Origin of the sequence: Kitasatospora putterlickiae, assembly GCF_039527695.1 — a bacterium.
Classification (GTDB): domain Bacteria; phylum Actinomycetota; class Actinomycetes; order Streptomycetales; family Streptomycetaceae; genus Kitasatospora; species Kitasatospora putterlickiae.
In genome coordinates this window covers 9,063-13,262 of the sequence record NZ_BAAAKJ010000273.1, presented here as the reverse complement: position 1 = coordinate 13,262, position 4,200 = coordinate 9,063, and the positions used below count along the sequence as shown (strand labels likewise).

The 4,200-nt window shown below is 76.4% G+C and carries 2 protein-coding genes; both read right to left on the bottom strand.

The window, feature by feature from the left end; translation table 11 throughout:
• Positions 1-1,513: type I polyketide synthase (locus ABD308_RS27245; RefSeq protein WP_344339792.1), on the bottom strand; the 1,513-nt coding region annotated here is incomplete at its 3' end.
• A 132-nt stretch (positions 1,514-1,645) separates the two neighbouring features.
• The coding region (locus tag ABD308_RS27240) for a type I polyketide synthase (protein ID WP_344339772.1) at positions 1,646-4,200 on the bottom strand (2,555 nt) is incomplete at its 5' end.

Genomic DNA, 4,200 nt, shown 5'->3' with positions numbered 1-4,200 from the left:
GACCGACGTCGACGGACGACAGCTCCGGGTGCTCCGTCAGGTACGCGTGCAGCCGCTCCGCCTGGGCCCGCAGCGCGCCGGCCGAGGCGGCGGACAGCAGCCAGGGGACGGCCGCGGGCTCCGGGCCGGCCGGCGCCGCCGGCTCCTTCGGCTCCGCCCGGGGCGCCTCCTCCAGGATCACGTGCGCGTTGGTGCCGCTGACGCCGAAGGCGGACACGGCGGCCCGGCGCGGGCGGTCGGCCTCCGGCCACGGGCGGGCCTCGGTCAGCAGCCGCACCTCCCCCGCCGACCAGTCGACCTGCGAGGTCGGCGCGTCCACGTGGAGGGTGCGCGGCAGCACGCCGTGCCGCAGCGCCTGGACCATCTTGATCACCCCGGCGACCCCGGCCGCCGCCTGGGTGTGCCCGATGTTCGACTTCAACGAGCCCAGCCAGAGCGGCTGTTCGGCCGGACGACCCTGCCCGTAGGTGGCCAGCACCGCCTGCGCCTCGATCGGGTCGCCGAGCGGGGTGCCGGTGCCGTGGCCCTCGACGGCGTCGACGTCCGCCGCCGTGAGCCGGGCGTTGGCGAGCGCGGCCCGGATCACTCGCTGCTGGGCGGGCCCGTTGGGCGCGGTGAGGCCGTTGGACGCACCGTCCTGGTTGACGGCCGAGCCCCGGACCACGGCCAGCACCTCGTGCCCCAGGCGCCGCGCGTCCGACAGCCGCTCCAGGACGAGGACGGCGACGCCCTCCGCCCAGCCGGTGCCGTCGGCGGCGTCCGCGAACGCCTTGCACCGCCCGTCGGTCGCCAGACCGCGCTGCCGGGAGAACTCCACGAACGGCGAGGGCTGGGACATCACCGCGACACCGCCGGCCAGCGCCAGCGTCGACTCGCCACCGCGCAGCGACTGGGCGGCCAGGTGGACGGCGACCAGCGAGGAGGAGCAGGCGGTGTCGACGGTGATCGCGGGCCCCTCCAGGCCGAGCGTGTAGGAGACCCGGCCCGAGGCCACCGACCCCGAGGTGCCGGTGGCGAGGAAGCCTTCCAGCCCGGCGGGCACGCTCCGCAGCCCGGTGGCGTAGTCGTGGTACATCACGCCGGAGAACACACCAACCGGTGTGCCGCGCAGGCCCGCCGGGTCCAGGCCGGCCCGCTCCAGGGCCTCCCAGGAGGTCTCCAGCAGCAGCCGCTGCTGCGGGTCCATGGCCAGCGCCTCGCGCGGCGAGATCCCGAAGAAGGCGGCGTCGAAGTCGGCGGCGCCGTGCAGGAATCCGCCCTCGCGGACGTAGGAGCGGCCGGCCCGGTCCGGGTCGGGGTCGAAGAGTCCGTCGAGGTCCCAGCCCCGGTCCTCGGGGAACTCGGCCACGCCGTCGCGGCCGTCGGAGACCAGCTGCCACAGCTCGGCCGGGGAGGTGACGTCGCCGGGAAGCCGGCAGGCCATCCCGACGATGGCGATCGGTTCGCCGGCCGCCGTCTCCAGCGCGGCCTTCTCGGCGGCGAGTTGTTCGTTGTCCTGGAGCGCGGCCCGCAGTGCCGCGACCAGCCTCGCCGTCTGGTCGGAGGCGGCCGCGCCGTCGGTGGTGGTGGTCATGTCAGCCTTTCGGAAGGTGCGCCGAGCGCGGTCGGGTGGACGGAGTCGGTCGGGCCGGGCCAGGGCGGACGGTCAGCCCCGGCCGCGCAGGGCGCGGGCGACCAGGCCGTCGATGTCCAGGTCCGCGATGGCGGGCCCGTCCACGGGCGCCGGCCTGGTGTCCGGGGCGGGACCGCCCAGGGCGGTGGCGTCAGCGGCGGCGCTTCCCGCCGCCGGCTCCGGCAGCAGCTCGGACCGCAGGTGTCGGGCGAGCGCGAGCGGGGTCGGATGGTCGAAGACCAGGGTGGCCGGGAGCCGGACGCCCGTCGCCCGGGCCAGCCGGTTGCGCAGCTGCACCGCGCCGAGCGAGTCGAACCCGGTCTCCTTGAACGCCTGGGCGGCGGCGACGGCGTTCTTCGAAGGATGTCCGAGGACGGCGGCGGCGGCCGAGCGCACCAGGTCGAGGAGTTCACGGTGCTGCTCACGCTCCGGCAGTCCGGCCAGCCGGGCGGAGAAGCCCGCCGCGTCGTCGGCCGGCGCACCGGTGGCGGCGGTGCGCCTCGGGGCGCGGACCAGGCCGCGCAGCAGCGGGTTCAGCTCGCCAGCCGCCGCCTGCGCGCGCAGGGCGTCGCGGTCCAGACGAGTCGGCACCAGCAGCGCCTCCGGGGAACCAAGGGCCGCGTCGAACAGCGCCAGCGCCTCCTCGGTCGCCAGGGCCTTGAGTCCGCCGCGTGCCAGGCGGGCCCGGTCCCCCTCGCCCAGGTGCCCGGTCAGACCACTGGCCTCCGCCCACAGCCCCCAGGCCAACGACACCGCCGGCAGACCCTGATCCGCGCGCCACCGCGCCAGGCCGTCCAGAAAGGCGTTCGCCGCCCCGTACAGGCTCTGCCCCGCGTTCCCGAACACGCCCGCGCCGGAGGAGAAGAGGACGAACGCGGCCAGCGGGAGACCCTTCGTCGCCTCGTGCAGATGCCACGCCGCGTCCGCCTTCGGTGCGAACACCTCGTCCAGACGTTCCACCGACTGCGCCTCGAACACCCCGTCGGCCAACGCCCCGGCCGTGTGCACCACCCCCGTCAGCGGACGCCCCACCGGCACACCCCGCACCAGACCATCCACCACCGAACGCTCCGACACATCGGCGGCCACGACCTCCACCGATGCACCCAACGCCACCAACTGAGCCACCAACTCCGCCGCACCAGGCGCCTGCGGACCCCGACGGCTCACCAACAGCAGATGCCGCACCCCGTGCGACTCCACCAGACGCCGGGCCACCAACCCACCCAACGTCCCGGTACCACCGGTCACCAGCACCGTCCCCGCCGGATCCAGAACACCACCACCCTTCGCGGCGACACCGGCCCGGGCCAGACGCGGGACCGTTACACCGCCGTCCTGCCAGAGCGCCTGGGACTCCCCCGTTGCCAGAAGGCCGCCCACCACCGACGGCGCCACCGCCGCGGCGGGGAAGCCCACCCCCTCGCCACCGAGGAGCACGACCCGGCCGGGCTGCTCCTGCTGGACCGAACGGACCAGCCCCCAGACCGCGTTGACCGCCGGATCCGCGTCCGGCAGCCCGGTCGCCACCACCAGGGGCTCCCCGCTCCGGGCGGGGTCGGCGAGCCCCTGGTGCAGGAACTCCGACACCCGGCCGAGCAGCGCCCGGGCGCCCTCGGGGCCCCCGGCCGGCCCCGTGGTCAGGTCCAGCACCGCCGGGGTGACGGAAGCGGCGTCCGCGGGCAGGGCGAGGGGCGTCCAGCCGACCTGGTAGAGGTGGTCGGCACCGGCCCCGCCGAGTCCGGTGAGCCGGTCGACCGGCACCTGCCGCAGCGCCAGGGAACCGACCGAGGCCACCGGACCGCCGGCCGGGTCGGTGAGGACGAGCGAAAAAGCGTGCGGGCCGGTCTGCCGGGCGTGCACCCGCAGGGCGGTGGGACGCGCGGCGAACAGGGCGACGTCGTTCCAGGCGAACGGCAGCAGGACGTGGCCCGGCTCCGGTTCGGCGATGGACAGGAAGTTGGTGGCCTGGAGAGCCGCGTCCAGCAGCACCGGGTGGATGCCGAAGTCCTCGGCCGCCCGGCCGGCGGGCAGCGCCACCTCGGCGTGCACCTCGCCGTCGAGCCGCCAGACCGCCCGCAGACCCTGGAAGGCCGGCCCGTAGCCGAAACCGCGCTCGGCCAGCCGCTCGTAGAAGCCGTCCAGAGCGACCGCCTCGGCGCCCGCCGGGGGCCACGGGCCGGGGGCGGCGGAGTCCGGTCCCTGCTCGCCGCCCAGGAAGCCGGTGGCGTGCCTGGTCCAGGCGCCGCCGTCGGCGTCCTCGGGACGCGAGTACAGGGCGAACGGCCGCCGGCTGTCGGGGGCGTCGTCCTCCGGCGTGTCCACCCGCAGGTGCAGGTGCAGGGCGCCGCGGCCGGGGACGAGCAGCGGGGCCTCGATCACCAGCTCCTCGACGGCGGGCGTGCCCGCCTCGTCGCCGGCCCGCGAGGCCAGCTCCAGCAGCGCGGCCCCCGGGGCGAGAACGGTGCCCGCGACGGCGTGGTCCGCGAGCCACGGATGGTCCTTCGGGTCCAGCCGCCCGGTGAGCAGCGCTCCGCCCTCCGGGAGCTGCACGGCCGCGCCGAGCAGCGGGTGCCCGACGGGCGCCA